At 68.7% G+C, this 16,694-nt stretch carries 15 protein-coding genes; 8 read left to right on the top strand and 7 right to left on the bottom strand.

The window, feature by feature from the left end; genetic code table 11:
- Nucleotides 1-73: 73 nt before the first annotated feature.
- The gene (gene dnaB / locus CCN29_RS00290) at nt 74-1,552 is read right to left on the bottom strand and encodes a replicative DNA helicase (RefSeq protein ID WP_006134047.1); all 1,479 of its coding nucleotides are present in this window, start codon (nt 1,550-1,552) and stop codon (nt 74-76) included.
- 461 nt (nt 1,553-2,013) lie between these two features.
- Between dnaB and CCN29_RS00295 the strand changes: the two genes are divergently transcribed.
- A complete protein-coding gene (locus CCN29_RS00295) occupies nt 2,014-3,351 on the top strand; it encodes an MATE family efflux transporter (RefSeq protein ID WP_031018154.1) in 1,338 nt (445 codons plus the stop codon).
- 108 nt (nt 3,352-3,459) lie between these two features.
- Here the strand turns inward: CCN29_RS00295 and rplI are convergent, their stop codons facing one another.
- From rplI to rpsF, 4 genes are all read right to left on the bottom strand, one after another.
- Entirely contained in the window at nt 3,460-3,906 is a 447-nt protein-coding gene (gene rplI / locus CCN29_RS00300) for a 50S ribosomal protein L9 (RefSeq protein WP_006134049.1), read from the bottom strand.
- 18 nt (nt 3,907-3,924) lie between these two features.
- A complete protein-coding gene (gene rpsR, locus CCN29_RS00305; RefSeq protein WP_003949403.1) occupies nt 3,925-4,161 on the bottom strand; it encodes a 30S ribosomal protein S18 in 237 nt (78 codons plus the stop codon).
- Between the two features lie 43 nt (nt 4,162-4,204).
- Entirely contained in the window at nt 4,205-4,786 is a 582-nt protein-coding gene (locus CCN29_RS00310) for a single-stranded DNA-binding protein (protein WP_086679443.1), read from the bottom strand.
- Nucleotides 4,787-4,860: 74 nt separating this feature from the next.
- Nucleotides 4,861-5,151: a 30S ribosomal protein S6 gene (rpsF, locus tag CCN29_RS00315; protein WP_004985983.1), complete on the bottom strand. Its 291-nt coding sequence runs from the start codon at nt 5,149-5,151 to the stop codon at nt 4,861-4,863.
- A gap of 313 nt (nt 5,152-5,464) precedes the next feature.
- Here rpsF and CCN29_RS00320 point away from each other — a divergent pair, with 313 nt between their 5' ends.
- From CCN29_RS00320 to CCN29_RS00330, 3 genes are all read left to right on the top strand, one after another.
- Nucleotides 5,465-5,779 (top strand): hypothetical protein, encoded by a 315-nt coding sequence (locus tag CCN29_RS00320; protein ID WP_031018149.1) that lies wholly within the window; start codon nt 5,465-5,467, stop codon nt 5,777-5,779.
- Nucleotides 5,780-5,946: 167 nt separating this feature from the next.
- Nucleotides 5,947-7,068: a peptidoglycan bridge formation glycyltransferase FemX gene (gene femX / locus CCN29_RS00325; RefSeq protein WP_086679444.1), complete on the top strand. Its 1,122-nt coding sequence runs from the start codon at nt 5,947-5,949 to the stop codon at nt 7,066-7,068.
- A 100-nt stretch (nt 7,069-7,168) separates the two neighbouring features.
- Nucleotides 7,169-8,200 carry an alanine racemase gene (locus CCN29_RS00330; protein WP_006134053.1) on the top strand — a complete coding sequence of 344 codons (1,032 nt, stop codon included), beginning with the start codon at nt 7,169-7,171 and terminating at the stop codon, nt 8,198-8,200.
- A 96-nt stretch (nt 8,201-8,296) separates the two neighbouring features.
- Here the strand turns inward: CCN29_RS00330 and CCN29_RS00335 are convergent, their stop codons facing one another.
- Both CCN29_RS00335 and CCN29_RS00340 read right to left on the bottom strand, forming a co-directional pair.
- Nucleotides 8,297-9,799 carry a glycosyltransferase family 87 protein gene (locus CCN29_RS00335; protein WP_031018145.1) on the bottom strand — a complete coding sequence of 501 codons (1,503 nt, stop codon included), beginning with the start codon at nt 9,797-9,799 and terminating at the stop codon, nt 8,297-8,299.
- Nucleotides 9,800-9,898: 99 nt separating this feature from the next.
- Nucleotides 9,899-12,511 (bottom strand): transglycosylase domain-containing protein, encoded by a 2,613-nt coding sequence (locus CCN29_RS00340; protein ID WP_442538192.1) that lies wholly within the window; start codon nt 12,509-12,511, stop codon nt 9,899-9,901.
- Nucleotides 12,512-12,907: 396 nt separating this feature from the next.
- Between CCN29_RS00340 and CCN29_RS00345 the strand changes: the two genes are divergently transcribed.
- From CCN29_RS00345 to CCN29_RS00360, 4 genes are all read left to right on the top strand, one after another.
- Nucleotides 12,908-13,591 carry a PadR family transcriptional regulator gene (locus tag CCN29_RS00345; RefSeq protein WP_006134056.1) on the top strand — a complete coding sequence of 228 codons (684 nt, stop codon included), beginning with the start codon at nt 12,908-12,910 and terminating at the stop codon, nt 13,589-13,591.
- 43 nt (nt 13,592-13,634) lie between these two features.
- On the top strand, nt 13,635-14,717 hold the full coding sequence (locus tag CCN29_RS00350; protein WP_006134057.1) for an inositol-3-phosphate synthase: 1,083 nt from the start codon (nt 13,635-13,637) through the stop codon (nt 14,715-14,717).
- A gap of 77 nt (nt 14,718-14,794) precedes the next feature.
- Nucleotides 14,795-16,057 (top strand): MFS transporter, encoded by a 1,263-nt coding sequence (locus tag CCN29_RS00355; protein ID WP_031018138.1) that lies wholly within the window; start codon nt 14,795-14,797, stop codon nt 16,055-16,057.
- A gap of 123 nt (nt 16,058-16,180) precedes the next feature.
- Nucleotides 16,181-16,666, top strand: a complete 486-nt coding sequence (locus CCN29_RS00360) for an LppU/SCO3897 family protein (protein ID WP_006134059.1) — start codon at nt 16,181-16,183, stop codon at nt 16,664-16,666.
- The last annotated feature ends 28 nt before the right edge of the window (nt 16,667-16,694 follow it).

Raw genomic sequence — 16,694 nt, forward strand, 5'->3', positions numbered from 1 at the left:
CGACCAGGCGCCTCGCAACGACGGCACATGCTCCGTCGGTGTGATCGCGGCTGAGTCTGTGCCATGAGGCCGCTCAGGTCTGCGCCATGTCCACGAAACGCGAGTAGTGGCCCTGGAAGGCGACCGTGATGGTGGCTGTCGGGCCGTTGCGGTGCTTGGCGACGATCAGGTCGGCCTCGCCCGCACGCGGGGACTCCTTCTCGTAGGCGTCCTCGCGGTGCAGCAGGATGACCATGTCGGCGTCCTGCTCGATGGAGCCCGACTCACGCAGGTCGGAGACCATCGGCTTCTTGTCCGTGCGCTGCTCGGGGCCACGGTTCAGCTGGGACAGCGCGATGACAGGGATCTCCAGCTCCTTGGCGAGCAGCTTGAGGTTACGGGACATGTCCGAAACCTCCTGCTGCCGGCTCTCGGCCCGCTTGGAACCACCGGACTGCATCAGCTGGAGGTAGTCGATGACGACCAGCTTCAGGTCGTTGCGCTGCTTCAGGCGCCGGCACTTCGCGCGGATCTCCATCATCGACAGGTTCGGCGAGTCGTCGATGTAGAGCGGGGCGGCCGAGACGTCCGGCATCCGCCGGGCCAGCCGGGTCCAGTCCTCGTCGGTCATCGTGCCGGACCGCATGTGGTGCAGGGCGACGCGGGCCTCCGCGGACAGCAGACGCATCGCGATCTCGTTGCGGCCCATCTCCAGCGAGAAGATGACGCTGGGCAGGTTGTTCTTGATGGACGCGGCTCGCGCGAAGTCCAGCGCGAGCGTCGACTTGCCCATCGCGGGACGCGCCGCGATGACGATCATCTGACCGGGGTGCAGCCCGTTGGTGAGGGAGTCGAAGTCGGTGAACCCGGTGGGCACACCCGTCATCTCGCCGCTGCGTGACCCGATCGCCTCGATCTCGTCGAGGGCGCCCTCCATGATGTCGCCGAGCGGGAGGTAGTCCTCGCTGGTGCGCTGCTCGGTGACGGCGTAGATCTCCGCCTGGGCACGGTTGACGATCTCGTCGACGTCGTCGTCGGCCGCGTATCCCATCTGGGTGATGCGGGTGCCCGCCTCGACCAGCCGGCGCAGCACCGCCCGCTCGTGCACGATCTCCGCGTAGTACGCCGCGTTGGCCGCCGTGGGCACCGTCTGCACGAGGGTGTGCAGGTACGACGCCCCGCCCACCTTGTTGATCTCGCCGCGCTTGGTCAGCTCCGCGGCGATCGTGATCGGGTCGGCCGGCTCGCCCTTGGCGTAGACGTCGAGGATGGCGGTGTAGATCGTCTCGTGGGCCGGTTTGTAGAAGTCGTGGCCCTTGAGGATCTCCACCACGTCGGCGATGGCGTCCTTGGACAGCAGCATGCCGCCCAGCACGGACTGCTCGGCCTCGAGGTCCTGGGGCGGGACCCGCTCGAAGGCGGAGCCTCCGCCGTCCCACACGCCCCGGTCCGGGCCGCGCTCGTGCTGCTCGTCGCGTCCTCTGCCGTGGTCGCCCGTGCGGCGGGAGGCGGGCAGACGATCACTGGGACCGCTGTCGGCCCACGGGTCGTCCAAGGGCTCGGAAATGCTCACCGAGCCACCTCCTCCCGTCCGCCGGAGCGGATCTCGCCGTGCCTCTCAGTTCTACGGCACGACACTGACAAATAAGGGGGCCCAACTCCGCTTGTCGGACGCCGGTTTTGTGACGTTTCCGAAACCGGTGGACGGAGCAGGCGCCGGACCACCGTAGGCCCGTCGGCACCGTCAGCCAATCTGGTTATCCACAGGCCGTGTGGACGACGAGCCCAGAGCTGTGGAGAACTCCGCGAAACCTGTGCACGAGCCGGTGGACAGCGCTGTGAACAAGCCCGCGAACACCCTGTGAAGACGACCCTGACCTGCGTATTTACCGTCCACCGGCTGTGCAGAAGAAAAACTTCCCCACGAGGATCAAGATCCGTTCAACAGGTGTACGCAACCCCACACCCTGAGCCACGAAGTAAGGGGTGCGAAGCGCTGGCATCTCTTACCTGTGGATGATTACATTGGTGCACATGACACAGGCCCCCGCGCGCCCCCAGGCCGCCCGCCGCCGGCATGACCGAGAGATCGTCATGCTGGCCGTCCCGGCTTTCGGCGCCCTCGTCGCCGAGCCTCTGTTCGTGATGGCGGACAGCGCCATCGTCGGCCATCTCGGCACGGCACAGCTTGCCGGACTCGGCGTCGCGTCGGCCCTTCTGGTGACCTCGGTGAGCGTCTTCGTCTTCCTCGCCTACGCCACCACGGCGGCAGTCGCCCGACGGGTGGGCGCCGGCGACCTTCCCGCCGCCATCCGGCAGGGCATGGACGGCATCTGGCTGGCCTTGCTGCTCGGCGCCGCCGTCATGACCGCCGTCCTCCCCACGACGCCCGCGCTCGTCGACCTCTTCGGCGCCTCCGAGACCGCCGCCCCCTACGCCACCACCTATCTGCGCATCTCGGCGCTCGGCATCCCGGCCATGCTGATCGTGCTCGCGGCGACCGGGGTGCTCCGCGGACTTCAGAACACCCGGACCCCGCTCTACGTGGCCGTCGCAGGCTTCGTCGCCAACGGCCTCCTCAACATCGGCCTGGTCTACGGCGCCGGCCTCGGCATCGCCGGATCCGCCTGGGGCACCGTGATCGCCCAGTGGGGCATGGCCGTGGTCTATCTGGTCGTGGTGCTGCGAGGCGCACACCGGCACGGTGCCTCCCTGCGACCCGACGCGGCCGGGATCAGGGCGTCGGCCCAGGCGGGCGCTCCGCTTCTGGTGAGGACGCTCTCGCTACGGGCGATCCTGATGATCGCGACGGCGGTGGCCGCCCGCTTGGGCGACTCCGACATCGCGGCCCACCAGATCATCCTCTCCCTGTGGAGCCTGCTCGCCTTCGCCCTCGACGCCATCGCCATCGCGGGGCAGGCGATCATCGGGCGCTATCTCGGGGCCGGTGACGCGCAGGGCGCGCGGGACGTGTGCCGCCGCATGGTCGAGTGGGGCGTTGCCGTCGGCGTCGTCCTGGGCGTGCTGGTAGTGCTGGCACGGCCGGTGTTCCTTCCGTTGTTCACCAGCGACACGGCCGTGAAGGACGCGGCGTTGCCCGCCCTGATCATCGTGGCACTGTCCCAGCCGATCTGCGGCGTGGTCTTCGTCCTGGACGGCGTTCTGATGGGCGCGGGCGACGGGCCGTACCTCGCCTGGGCCATGCTGGTGACGCTCGCCGTGTTCACCCCGGCCGCCCTGCTGGTGCCCGTCCTCGGAGGCGGACTCACCGCGCTGTGGGCCACGATGACGCTGATGATGACCGTACGCATGCTGACCCTGTGGCTGCGTTCCCGGTCGGGCCGCTGGGTGGTCACCGGCGCCGCGCGCTGACGGTTTCACGTGAAACATCGCGCTCGTGGGAGGGCAACACTCATGCGAAGGGGCCGCATCCTGATGGATGCGGCCCCTTCCTGCTCACTGCTTCAGCGAGCGCTGCCCTCAGGCGGAGACGACCTCGATGTTGACCGTGGCGGCAACCTCGGGGTGCAGACGCACCGACGTCTCGTGGGCGCCCAGCGTCTTGATCGGCGAACCGAGCTCGATGCGGCGCTTGTCGACCTCGGGACCACCGGCGGCCTTGATCGCGGAGGCGATGTCGGCCGGAGTGACGGAACCGAAGAGACGGCCGGCGTCGCCGGAGCGGACGGCCAGACGGACCTTGACGCCCTCGAGCTGGGCCTTCACCTGGTTGGCCTGCTCGATGGTGTGGATCTCGTGGATCTTGCGAGCACGACGGATCTGCTCGACGTCCTTCTCGCCACCCTTGGTCCAGCGGATCGCGAGCTTCCGCGGAACCAGGTAGTTGCGAGCGTAGCCGTCCTTGACGTCGACGACGTCGCCCGCGGCACCGAGGCCGGAGACCTCGTGGGTAAGGATGATCTTCATGAGTGGGTCACCCTTCCCTTATCGCGCGGTGGAGGTGTAGGGCAGCAGCGCCATCTCACGGCTGTTCTTCACGGCCGTGGCGACGTCACGCTGGTGCTGCGTGCAGTTGCCGGTCACGCGGCGGGCACGGATCTTGCCGCGGTCGGAAATGAACTTCCGCAGCATGTTCGTGTCCTTGTAGTCCACGTACGTGACCTTGTCCTTGCAGAATGCGCAGACCTTCTTCTTCGGCTTGCGCACAGGCGGCTTCGCCATGGTGATTCTCCTGTGTGATCAAGAAGTGTGGGTACGGCCCGCCCTAGAAGGGGGGCTCGTCCGAGTAGCCGCCGCCGCTGCCGCCGGAGCCACCGCCCCAGCCGCCGCCACCGCCCTGCTGGCCACCGGCGGGAGCACCGGTCGCCCACGGGTCGGCGTCGGGAGCGCCGCCGCCCTGCTGGCCGCCGCCGGGGCCGCCGCCCCAGCCGCCGCCCTGGCCGCCGCCGCCACCGCCGCCGTAGCCGCCCTGGCCACCGCGGCCGGTGGTCTTGGTGACCTTGGCCGTGGCGTTGCGCAGGCTGGCGCCGACTTCCTCGACGTCCAGCTCGTAGACCGTGCGCTTGACGCCCTCACGGTCCTCGTAGGACCGCTGCTTCAGCCGGCCCTGCACGATGACGCGCATGCCTCGCTGGAGCGACTCGGCGACGTTCTCCGCCGCCTGACGCCAGACGGAGCAGGTCAGGAACAGGCTCTCGCCGTCCTTCCACTCGTTCGTCTGACGGTCGAAGGTGCGGGGGGTCGACGCGACACGGAACTTCGCGACGGCCGCACCGGACGGGGTGAAGCGCAGCTCGGGGTCGTCGACAAGATTGCCGACGACCGTGATGACGGTCTCGCCTGCCATGGGGGAACCTCTCGGCGGGTTTGCTGCTGGCTGCTTGTGCTGCTACTCGGATCCCGGGATCAGCTGAGCGGAGCTCAGTGGGTCTCGGGACGGAGGACCTTGGTCCGGAGGACCGACTCGTTCAGGTTCATCTGGCGGTCGAGCTCCTTGACGACCGCAGGCTCGGCCTGCAGGTCGATGACCGAGTAGATGCCCTCGGGCTTCTTCTTGATCTCGTACGAGAGACGACGACGGCCCCAGGTGTCGACCTTCTCGACCTTTCCGCCGCCGTCACGGACGACAGAGAGGAAGTTCTCGATCAGCGGGGAGACAGCGCGCTCCTCGAGATCGGGGTCGAGGATGACCATCACCTCGTAGTGACGCATGTGGAACCCACCTCCTTTGGACTCAGCGGCCACGGTCGTTCCGTGGCAGGAGGGTCGTGATGCGTTGTGCACCGTTGCCTGTCAGTAGAACAGCCGCCACTGACAATCGGGTCGGGCGGCGGTCTCGCGGCCGGACGAAGGGGCCGTGGCCCTCTCCTGTTCCCGCCTCGCTCTGTCCGGACAGACACCGGTGCAGACGCTACAGAGTACCCGCACAGCGGCTTCCGGTTGAAATCCGGCCGGGAGGACCGTCAATCTGGACACATCGGGTGTGTACGGCGCTACGATGCGCCGCCCTTCGCAGGAGGTGCCCATGGCACAGGCAATGCGACCCAACACCGCCGGCGGACTCTTCGCCACCGACGGCAAGCCCCATCCGCTCCAGGACACGCTGCTCGCGGTGACCATGGCGCTGGGGCTCACGGCCTTCATCTCGGCGCAGTTCCACAACCTGCACCTGCTCAGTTCCTGGACCGGCCTGGTCGGCATCCTCACCGGGGCGTACGGCCAGTGGGTCTCCGTCACGACGCGCGAGCGCTTCGGACTGATCCTGGGCCTCGGCCTGTCGGCGGTCGGCTTCTTCCTGGGCATGGCGCACGGCGGTCTCTTCGGCGGAGTCGTCGACTGACGTCCGCACCACCCGCCAACCACACATCGCAAGACGCCCCGGCCGACGGCCGGCCGGGGCGGGAGTCCCGTGCGCCCAGACGGGCCGCACCCCGGGCGCAGTAGGCTTCGCGCGAGAGCCGGAGCCCCTGAACCCATGGGGACACACCAGCCCGAGGAGCGCCCCGAATGAGCCTGACCCTGAGGACCATCAGTCGCGAGCAGCATCTGGCGTACATCCAGAGCCTGCCGTCGGCGAGCCACATGCAGGTCCCGGCCTGGGCAGACGTCAAGGCGGAGTGGCGCTCGGAGAACCTCGGCTGGTTCGACGACCGCACCGGCGAGATGGTCGGCGCGGGTCTTGTGCTCTACCGGCAGCTGCCCAAGATCAAGCGGTATCTCGCCTACCTGCCCGAGGGCCCGGTCATCAACTGGTTCGCGCCGAATCTCCAGGAGTGGATCGAGCCGATGCTCGCCCACCTGAAGCAGCAGGGCGCCTTCTCCGTGAAGATGGGCCCGCCGGTGATCATCCGCCGCTGGGAGGCCGCGACCATCAAGCGGGGCATCCAGGACCAGGACGTCAAGCGCCTGCGTGACCTGGAGGCCGACTTCATCGAGCCCCGCGCCTTCGAGGTCGCCGACAAGCTGCGCCGCATGGGCTGGCAGCAGGGCGAGGACGGCGGCGCCGGCTTCGGCGACGTCCAGCCGCGCTACGTCTACCAGGTGCCGCTGGCGAACCGCGCCCTGGAAGAGGTCCACAAGAACTTCAACCAGCTGTGGCGCCGCAACATCAAGAAGGCGGAGAAGGCCGGCGTCGAGGTCGTCCAGGGCGGCTACGACGACCTGCACGAGTGGCAGCGGCTGTACGAGATCACGGCCGTGCGCGACCACTTCCGGCCGCGCCCGCTGTCGTACTTCCAGCGGATGTGGACGGCCCTCAACACCGAGGACCCCAACCGCATGCGGCTGTACTTCGCGCGGCACAACGGCGTGAACCTGTCCGCGGCGACCATGCTGATCGTCGGCGGCCACGTCTGGTACTCCTACGGCGCCTCCGACAACATCGGCCGTGAGGTGCGCCCCTCGAACGCCATGCAGTGGCGGATGCTGCGTGACGCCTACGCGCTCGGCGCCACCGTCTACGACCTGCGCGGCATCTCCGACTCGCTGGACGAGACCGACCATCTCTTCGGTCTGATCCAGTTCAAGGTCGGCACCGGCGGTCAGGCGGCCGAGTACCTCGGCGAGTGGGACTTCCCGCTCAACAAGCTGCTCCACAAGGCGCTCGACATCTACATGTCCCGCCGCTGACCCGCGCTTCACCGCGGTATCCGTCTTCGTAGCCCGACGGTTTCGTCGCCTCCCCTACCTTTGTTACACCGCAGCCACGAGAAAGGTTCCAGGTCCGGCCATGGCGCTCACGCTCTACGTCGACACCGCGCGCTGGCGGGCGCATCACAAGCACGTGCAGGAGCAGTTCCCGGGGCTCGTCCCCGTCTGCAAGGGCAACGGCTACGGCTTCGGCCACGAGCGGCTCGCCGAGGAGGCCACCCGGCTGGGCACGGACGTCCTGGCCGTCGGCACGACGTACGAGGCCGCGCGGATCAAGGACTGGTTCGGCGGTGACCTGCTGGTGCTGACGCCATACCGGCGCGGTGAGGAGCCGGTGCCGCTGCCGGACCGGGTCATCCGCTCGGTGTCGTCGGTCGACGGCGTGTACGGCCTGGTCGGCGCCCGCGTCGTCATCGAGGTGATGTCCTCGATGAAGCGGCACGGCATCAGCGAGCAGGACCTGCCCCAGCTGCACGCCGCGATAGAGAACGTCCGGCTGGAGGGCTTCGCCATCCACCTTCCGCTGGACCGCACCGACGGCTCCGACGCCGTCGAGGAGGTCATCGGCTGGATGGACCGCCTGCGGGCGGCCCGCCTGCCGCTGCACACGATGTTCGTCAGCCACCTCAAGGCCGACGAGCTGGCCCGCCTCCAGCAGCAGTTCCCGCAGACCCGTTTCCGCGCCCGGATCGGCACCCGGCTCTGGCTGGGTGACCACGAGGCCACCGAGTACCGCGGCGCGGTGCTGGACGTCACCCGGGTCGCCAAGGGGGACCGGTTCGGCTACCGCCAGCAGAAGGCGGCCTCCGACGGCTTCCTGGTGGTCGTGGCGGGCGGAACGTCCCACGGGGTGGGTCTGGAGGCCCCCAAGGCCCTGCACGGCGTCATGCCGCGCGCCAAGGGCGTCGCCCGGGCCGGCCTCGCGACCGTCAACCGCAACCTCTCGCCGTTCGTGTGGGGCGGCAAGCAGCGCTGGTTCGCCGAGCCGCCGCACATGCAGGTGTCCATCCTCTTCGTGCCGGCCGACGCCCCGGAGCCCAAGGTCGGCGAGGAGCTGGTGGCCCATCTGCGGCACACCACCACACAGTTCGACCGGCTCGTCGACCGCTGAGCCGGCACCGGTAACACGCCGAAGGGGCCGTGCACGGACGTTCCGTGCACGGCCCCTCGCGTGGTCGGGGGACCGGTGCCCCCTTCGAGGTTTCGCTCAGAGCGAACTGCCCTGGGCCTCCGTCCTGCCCCAGTCGACCTGGGACGCCTCGAAGTGAGCCGCGTGCCGCGCGGGGCGTGCCGCGGGGCCGAGCACGAAGACGTCCTCGGCGCCGTCCAGCACGCCTCCTGAGGGGTCGTCACCGCCGGAGCGGCGCACCGGGTCCCGTTCCGGCATCAGGATGTCCCGGACGACCATGACGCACAGGAAGAGCGTCCCCGCCAGGTGCGCGCCGATGGCCCAGTGGTAGCCGTCGGTGGGCAGGCCCTTGTGGGCGTCCCCGCTGGTCGTGTACGCGAGGTACATCCAGATGCCCAGGAAGTACGCCACCTCGCAGGCCTGCCAGATCAGGAAGTCCCGCCACTTGGGCCGGGCGAGCGCCGCGAGGGGCACCAGCCACAGCACGTACTGCGGCGAGTAGACCTTGTTGGTGAGGATGAACGCCGCGACGATCAGGAAGGCCAGCTGGGCGAAGCGCGGGCGGCGCGGCGCCGTGAGCGTCAGGGCCGCCACGCCGGCGCAGCACAGCAGCATCAGCAGCGTCGCGAGCGTGTTGACCGTCTCGGTCGCGATCGGGTCGTCCGAGTTCTGCGCCAGGATCAGCCAGAACGACCCGAAGTCGACGCCGCGTTCCTGGCTGAACGTGTAGAACTTCGACCAGCCGTCGAAGGCGAACAGCATCACCGGACCGTTGACGACGATCCAGGCGACGGCGGCCCCGGCGAGCGCCATGCCGTACTGCCGCCATCGGCCCGCGCGCCAGCACAGCACGAGCAGGGGTCCGAGAAGCAGTACGGGATACAGCTTGGCGGCCGTGGCCAGGCCCAGGAGGACACCGAAGGCGAGGGCGCGGCCCCGGGACCACATCAGCATCGCGGCGGCCGTCAGAGCGACCGCCAGCAGGTCCCAGTTGATGGTGGCGGTCAGGGCGAAGGCTGGGGCGAGGGCGAGGAGCAGACCGTCCCAGGGCCGCCGGGCGTGGGTGCGCGTCACGCACACGGCGATCACGGCGGCGCACGCCATGAGCATCCCGGCGTTGACCATCCAGTACCACTGCTCCTGGTCCTGGATGCTGCCGCTGCCCGGGGTGAGCCAGGCGGCGACCTCCATGAACACGCCCGTCAGGACCGGGTACTCGAGGTACTCCATGTCCCCGGGGAGCCGGTCGAAGTACGGCACCAGCCCATCGGCGAAGCCGCGTCCCTGGTAGAGGTGCGGAATGTCCGAGTAGCAGGCGTGCGTGTACTGGGAACTGGCGCCGAAGAACCAGGCTCCGTTGTAGCAGGGCGCCTTCTGCACCAGCCCGAGGGCGAACACACCGATCGCCACGAGCGCGATCACCCGCACCGGCGTCCACCAGGATCTGCCGAGCAGGGCACGCCGTCCGATCGGTCCCCCGATCAGCTCGCTGCCGGCCGCTGCGACCCGGTCCTCCTCCGTCGGCCGCACCGGGTCCGGCTCGTGGACGCTCGTCGTTTTTCCACTGGGCATGGCGCACATCCTGCCGTACCTGGCCGGTGACACGGCGAGGGCCGCCGTACCCGGTCGGGTACGGCGGCCCATGTTTCACGTGAAACGCCCACATCGGACAGGGACGGCTCAGTTGCCGGAGCCTCCGAACAAGCCGCCACCGCTGTCGCTGCCCCGGGGGCCTCCGGGGTCCTCGGTCTCGGTGGGGTCGGGCGACGAGGAAACGCCTCCGTCGGTGCCTCCGTTGTCCGTACCGCCGTTCCCAGTCCCGCCGTCCTCTTCCTCCTCGTCCCGGCAACGGAAGTCGAAGGGGCCGCAGGTCTCGGTCTCGGTGGGCGGCGGCGGGGTGGTCACCGTCTCGGACGGTGTCGGCGTATCGGACGGTTCCGGCTCCTCGGTCTCCGTCTCGGTCGGAGTCGGCGACGGTGCACCGACACCGTCGGCGACCTCACCGATCTTCTCGGCCTCGGGGAAGCCGGGGTCCGACGTGCCCTTCAGTGCGACCTTCATGAACTCGGTCCACACCTGGGTGGGGATGTCACCACCGTGGATCGAGTCCTTGCCCGCCGTGCCGTTCATGGAGAGCAGCTTGTGGCTCTTGGGGTCCTCACGGAACATCGCGACCGCGGTCGACAGCTGCTGGGTGTAGCCGACGAACCAGGCGGACTTGTTCTCGTCCGTGGTACCCGTCTTGCCGGCCGCCCGGCGCCCCAGCTCCTTGGCGTGCTGGGCCGTACCGTTCTCGATCACGTTCTCGAGCACGTCGGTGACGTTGTTCGCCACGTTCTCCGGCATCGCCTGCTTGACCCGCGGCTTCTCGAAGTTGGGCAACTCCGCACCCCGGTACTTGACGCTGGTCACCGAGTACGGGTCGGCCTGCTTGCCCGACGCCGCGAAGGTCGCGTACGCGTCCGCCATACGGATCGCACTGGGCGTGGACGTGCCGAGCGCGAACGAGGGGTTCAGGCCGGCGAAGCTGTCCTCGAGGATGCCGGACTTCTGGGCGACGTCCGCCACCTTCCGCATCCCCACGTCCATGCCGAGCTGCACGAACGGCGTGTTGACCGACTGCTCCATCGCCTTCCGCAGGCTGATGTAGCCCCACGGGTGGTCGCTCTCGTTCTCCTGGAAGAACGGCGTGTTGTCCTTCTTGAGGACGTAGGAGCCGTCGTTGTTCAGAATCTTCAGGTGGTCGTTGCCGTTGTACTTGCTGGCCGGCGAGACGCCCACACCGTTGGTCTTGTACGTGCCGTGCTGCATGGCGGCGGCGAGCACGAAGGGCTTCCACGTCGAGCCGACGGGCACGCCCTGGGTGTCGGCGTTGTTGTTGAAGTGGCCGTTCTCGAAGCCGGCGCCGCCGTACAGGGCGACGATCGCGCCGTCCTCGGGCTTCACCGTGGCCGCGCCGAACTGGACGTGCTGGTCCTTCTCGCGCTTCGGGTCGATGTTCTCCTTCTCGACCTTCTTCACGGCCTTGGCCAGCGCTTCGACCTTCGACTTCTCGAAGGTCGTGTAGATCTGGTAGCCGCCCTGATCGAACTGTGCCTCGGAGATGTCCGAGTTCTTCAGGACGTACCGCTTGGCCGTGTCGACCAGGTAGCTGATCTGCCCGGTCATGCCCTTGGTGGCCTTGCGCCCCTGAGGCATCGGGTACCTCTTGACCGCCTGCTGGTACTCGGCGGCCGAGAGGTGCTCGTCGTCGCGCATCTGCTCGAGGATCCAGGCCCAGCGTTCCTCGGAACGCTCGCGGTTGGCCTGGGGCGAGGCGGAGCTGTCGATGCTCTCGTTGCCGGCCGGGTCGTAGTACGTCGGGCCCTTGAGCAGGGCCGCGAGGAAGGCGCACTCGCTCGGCGTGAGGTCTTCGGCGTCCTTGCCGTAGTACGTCTGGGCGGCGGCCTGGATGCCGTAGGCGCCGCGGCCGTAGTAGGAGGTGTTCAGGTAGCCCTGGAGGATCTCGTCCTTGGAGAGCTTGGTGCCCACCTTGATCGAGATGAACATCTCCTTGAACTTCCGGGAGAGCGTCTGCTCCTGGCTCAGGTAAGTGTTCTTCACGAACTGCTGGGTGATCGTCGAACCACCCTGGGTGTCGCCGCCGCGCGCCATGTTGCCGAGCGCGCGGGCGATGCCCATGGGGTCGATGCCCGAGTCGCTGTAGAAGCTCTTGTTCTCGGCCGAGATCACCGCCCAGCGCATGGCCTCGGGGATCCGGTCGAAACTGACGTTCTGCCGGTTCTGGCCGCTACCGGTGGCGACCATCTGGGTGCCGTCCTCCCAGTAGTAGACGTTGTTCTCCGACAACGCCGCGGCGTTCTCCTCGCTGGGCACGCTCACCATCGCGTACCCGATCCCGGCCACCGCGACGAGGCTGCCGAAGAAGGCGAGGCACAGGCCGGACACGAGCTTCCAGGACGGCAGCCAGCGGCGCCAGCCGTCCTTGTCGTAGCGCGGATAGTCGATGATTCTCTTCTTGGCCGGAGGGGCCGCGCGTTCCCGTCCGCGGCCGGGTCCGGTGGCGCGGCGGGACCCTCCCCGCTGTGCCGCGCGACGCGCCTCGGCACGACTGCCGTACGCAGGGGCCTCACCCCCTGCGCCGCGGGTGCCCGGCCCATAGGCATCGGACGGAGATCCGGTGGCGCCTCGCGGTGCCGCTCGGCGGCCGGAGGACGAGCCGGACTGGCCGCGTCGGGCCGCGGCACGTCCGCCTCCCTGCGGCTGCGGCGGTTTGCGACGGTGCTCGCTCATCGAACGACTACTCCTCGGGCAGGCGCACCTCTGCGCGCCTGGAAACGGCGGCTGGTTTCCGGTCCCCCCGAAGTACGGATGCGGCGCTTCGCGCATTCATCCGTACTGCACCGGGGACAGGGACGCCCCCAGTCGTCACTCGGTTCCCGGTGGTCTGCATGGCGCACAGACTACGCACCGCCAAAACCCCCCGGGCCCAGAAGTTCACCTCAAATCAGGCAACTTGCTCGCAACGAAACGGTGATGTGATCCCGTTCACTCTCCCCCCTCTTGTCGCTCCCGGAAGGTCGTTCTATCGTCGTGATGTATCGAGTCGATACATCAGCGCGACATAAAGGCGGCCTCGAGCCGCACACGAGCCCATCGCGGCACGACCGGGGCAGAGGGGAGGCGACGATGAGCCGGCGTTCCGGAATCCTCGAGTTCGCCGTACTCGGCCTGCTCCGCGAGGCTCCGATGCACGGGTACGAGCTGCGCAAGCGGCTCAACACGTCACTGGGAGTGTTCCGCGCGTTCAGCTACGGGACGCTCTATCCCTGCCTCAAGACGCTGGTCGCCAACGGCTGGTTGATCGAGGAACCGGGGAACACCACCGAGGACGCCCTCGCCGCTCCGCTGGCCGGGCGCCGCGCCAAGATCGTCTACCGCCTGACGGCGGAGGGCAAAGAGCACTTCGAGCAGCTGCTCGCCCAGACGGGACCGGACGCGTACGAGGACGAGACGTTCGCCGCGCGGTTCGCCTTCTTCGGGCAGACGTCGCGCGACGTCCGCATGCGCGTCCTGGAGGGCCGCCGCAGCCGGCTGGAGGAGCGCCTCGAGAAGATGCGCGCCTCCCTGGCCCGGACCCGGGAGCGCCTCGACGACTACACGCTTGAGCTCCAGCGCCACGGGATGGAGTCCGTGGAGCGCGAAGTGCGCTGGCTGAACGAGCTCATCGAGAGCGAGCGGGCCGGCCGGGACCTCAAGGGGTCCGCCGCCGGGGGGCCCGCTCAGCAGGACACCACATCTGGAGCGACGGGCGACCTGCCCCGGTCCGGGGACGACCCCCGGCCGGATTCGCCCGGCGACACCGCCACGTGAGAGTCCGCAAGGACCTCACTCGTACACACAGGGAGCAACCGGAATGGGTTCGGTTCGCGTAGCCATCGTCGGCGTGGGCAACTGCGCCGCATCGCTGGTGCAGGGAGTCGAGTACTACAAGGACGCCGACGCGGCGGCCAAGGTGCCGGGCCTGATGCACGTCCAGTTCGGCGACTACCACGTCGGTGACGTCGAGTTCGTCGCCGCCTTCGACGTGGACGCCAAGAAGGTCGGTCTCGACCTCGCGGACGCCATCGGCGCCTCGGAGAACAACACCATCAAGATCTGCGACGTTCCCCGCACCGGCGTGACGGTCCAGCGCGGCCACACGCTCGACGGTCTCGGTAAGTACTACCGCGAGACCATCGAGGAGTCCGCCGAGGAGCCGGTCGACGTCGTGCAGGTCCTCAAGGACAAGCAGGTCGACGTCCTCGTCTGCTACCTGCCCGTCGGCTCCGAGGACGCGGCGAAGTTCTACGCCCAGTGCGCCATCGACGCCAAGGTCGCCTTCGTCAACGCCCTCCCGGTCTTCATCGCCGGCACCAAGGAGTGGGCGGACAAGTTCACCGAGGCGGGTGTCCCGATCGTCGGCGACGACATCAAGTCGCAGGTCGGCGCCACCATCACGCACCGCGTCATGGCGAAGCTGTTCGAGGACCGGGGCGTCATCCTGGACCGCACGATGCAGCTGAACGTCGGCGGCAACATGGACTTCAAGAACATGCTCGAGCGCGACCGCCTCGAGTCGAAGAAGATCTCGAAGACCCAGGCCGTCACCTCGCAGATCCCCGACCGGGAGCTCGGCGAGAAGAACGTCCACATCGGCCCGTCCGACTACGTCGCCTGGCTGGACGACCGCAAGTGGGCCTACGTCCGCCTCGAGGGCCGCGCCTTCGGTGACGTTCCGCTGAACCTGGAGTACAAGCTCGAGGTCTGGGACTCCCCGAACTCCGCCGGTGTCATCATCGACGCCCTGCGCGCCGCGAAGATCGCCAAGGACCGGGGCATCGGCGGCCCCATCCTGTCGGCCTCCTCGTACTTCATGAAGTCGCCGCCGGTGCAGTACTTCGACGACCAGGCCCGTGAGAACGTCGAGAAGTTCATCAAGGGCGAGGTCGAGCGCTAAGCGCGACCACCGCGGGCAGTCGGGGGTCTCCGGGTCGTATGTCCCGGAGACCCCCGTCGTATGTGAGGCTGTGCCCCATGGCCGTCGTCCGTGACCTGCGCGTTCTGCTGCGCTTCCAAGGCTTCCGGCGCCTGCTCGCCGTCCGGTTGCTCTCCCAGGGCGCCGACGGTGTCTTCCAGGTCGCGCTCGCGGCCTACGTCGTCTTCTCGCCCGAGCGGCAGACCTCGGCCGCGGCCATCGCCTCGGCCATGGCCGTCCTGCTCCTGCCCTACTCCGCGATCGGCCCCTTCGCCGGCGTCCTGCTGGACCGCTGGCGCCGCCGTCAGGTCTTCCTCTACGGCAACCTCCTGCGCGCCCTGATGGCGGCGGTGACCGCCGTCCTGATCCTCGTCCGGGTCCCCGACTGGCTCCTGTTCGTGGCCGCGTTGTGCGTCACCGGCGTCAACCGCTTCGTCCTCGCCGGGCTGTCGGCCGCCCTGCCGCGTGTGGTGGACACCGAGCGGCTGGTCGTCGCCAACTCCCTCTCCCCGACCGCCGGGACGCTCGCCGCCACCGCGGGCGGCGGCCTGGCCTTCGTGGTCCGGCTGGTCGTGGCGGACTCGGACGCGGCCGTGGTGCTCGTGGGCGCCGTCCTCTATCTGGGCGCGGCGCTGGCGGCCCTGCGCATCGCCAAGGAACTGCTCGGCCCGGACCACGCCTTGGTGCACCCCCGCCTGGCCACGGCCCTCTCCGGCACGGCCGCCGATCTGGCGGCGGGCGTACGCCATCTCGCGGCGCCCGCACGCAGGGACGCGGCGTGGACGCTCACCGGGATGTTCCTGATGCGCTTCTGCTACGGCGGGATGCTCGTCATGCTGCTGATGCTCTGCCGGTACCACCTGACGTCCACCACGGACGAGGGACTCGCCCTGCTGGGGCTGGCGTTGGGGGCGTCAGGCGCCGGCTTCTTCGCCGCGGCCGTGCTGACGCCCTGGGCGGCGGGACGAATGGGTCCTGTCCGCTGGATCGTGACCTGCGCCGCGGCGGCGGCCGTGCTGGAGCCGGCGTTCGGCCTGCCCTTCGCCTCCGGCCCGCTGCTGGCGGGAGCGTTCGTCCTCGGCCTGAGCACCCAGGGCGCGAAGATCTCCACGGACACCATCGTCCAGGCCTCCGTGGAGGACGATTTCCGCGGCCGGATCTTCTCGGTCTACGACGTGCTGTTCAACGTGGCGTTCGTCGGAGCCGCGGCCGTGGCGGCCCTGATGCTTCCTCCGGACGGCCGGTCGGTCACGCTGGTGGTAACAATTGCCGTTATCTACGGAGCGGTTGCGGTGACTATGGCCCGGTTTGCACGCCAGTAAGTGTCACATCAGCGCCACAGAGCCTTATCTCGCTACGGAGTTGTCACTCCGGGCCGGTAGCTTACGTGCGTCTTATCAACGCGTCTTTCGCGTCACGTGCCTATGTACTAGGGGGACCCCCAAGTGACCACTCCGCCGCCCCAGGGCAACCCGTTCGCTCAGGGCCAGCAGCAGCCCTACGGCCAGCCCCAGGGCCAGGCCCCCTTCCCGCAGCAGGCCGGTCAGCCCGGCTTCCCGCCGCCGGGAGCCCCGGTGCCCCCGCAGCCGCAGGGCCGCAAGATCAGCTTCAAGACGATCAAGAACATCGTGATCGTTCTGATCGTCGCGGGCGTGGCCATCGGTGGGTTCATCGCCAGCCGTGACGACGCCAACACCGCCGCCGTGGGCGACTGCATGCACCGCGGCAGCACGGACGACAACGACCCGGACCTCGAGGTCGTCGACTGCGGTGACGCGAAGGCGCAGTACAAGGTGCTGGCCAAGGTCGAGGGCGACTTCTCCGGCCTGACGGCGCAGAGCAAGTGCGAGGCCGAGGCCAAGGACTTCGAGTACGTCTACACGGAGACCAACGGCGACAAGAGCTTCCTGCTCTGCCTGAAGGACAAGTAAGAACGACTCCGGGGGTGGTGTTTCACGT

It is taken from the genome of Streptomyces pseudogriseolus (assembly GCA_002154585.1).
GTDB classification, from domain to species: domain Bacteria; phylum Actinomycetota; class Actinomycetes; order Streptomycetales; family Streptomycetaceae; genus Streptomyces; species Streptomyces pseudogriseolus.